The 217-nt window shown below is 44.2% G+C and carries 1 pseudogene; it reads left to right on the top strand.

Going from position 1 to position 217, the window contains the following annotated elements:
• Positions 1–2: 2 nt before the first annotated feature.
• Positions 3–217: pseudogene (locus LKX83_RS34640) on the top strand (C4-dicarboxylate ABC transporter); the annotation flags it as partial.

Below are 217 nucleotides of genomic sequence, written 5' to 3'. Positions count from 1 at the left end.
GGATGATTATGGATCTTCCGTACGCCTTCGAGAATGAAAGCGAAGTGAGTGAAGCGATGGACGGCAAGCTTGGACGATTGCTGTTCGAAGCGATTAACGATGAGAATATCAAAGGTCTGGCATTATGGGATAATGGTTTTAAACAGGTAACATCAGCAAAACCTATGATCTCTGTAGAGGATTTCTCCAACTATAGCTTTCGGGTAATGCCAAGCCC

Source organism: Cohnella baijiui, assembly GCF_020731285.1.
Classification (GTDB): Bacteria; Bacillota; Bacilli; order Paenibacillales; family Paenibacillaceae; genus Cohnella.
The sequence above is the reverse complement of the archived record's forward strand: the minus strand, read 5'-3'. Positions and strand labels throughout refer to the sequence as shown.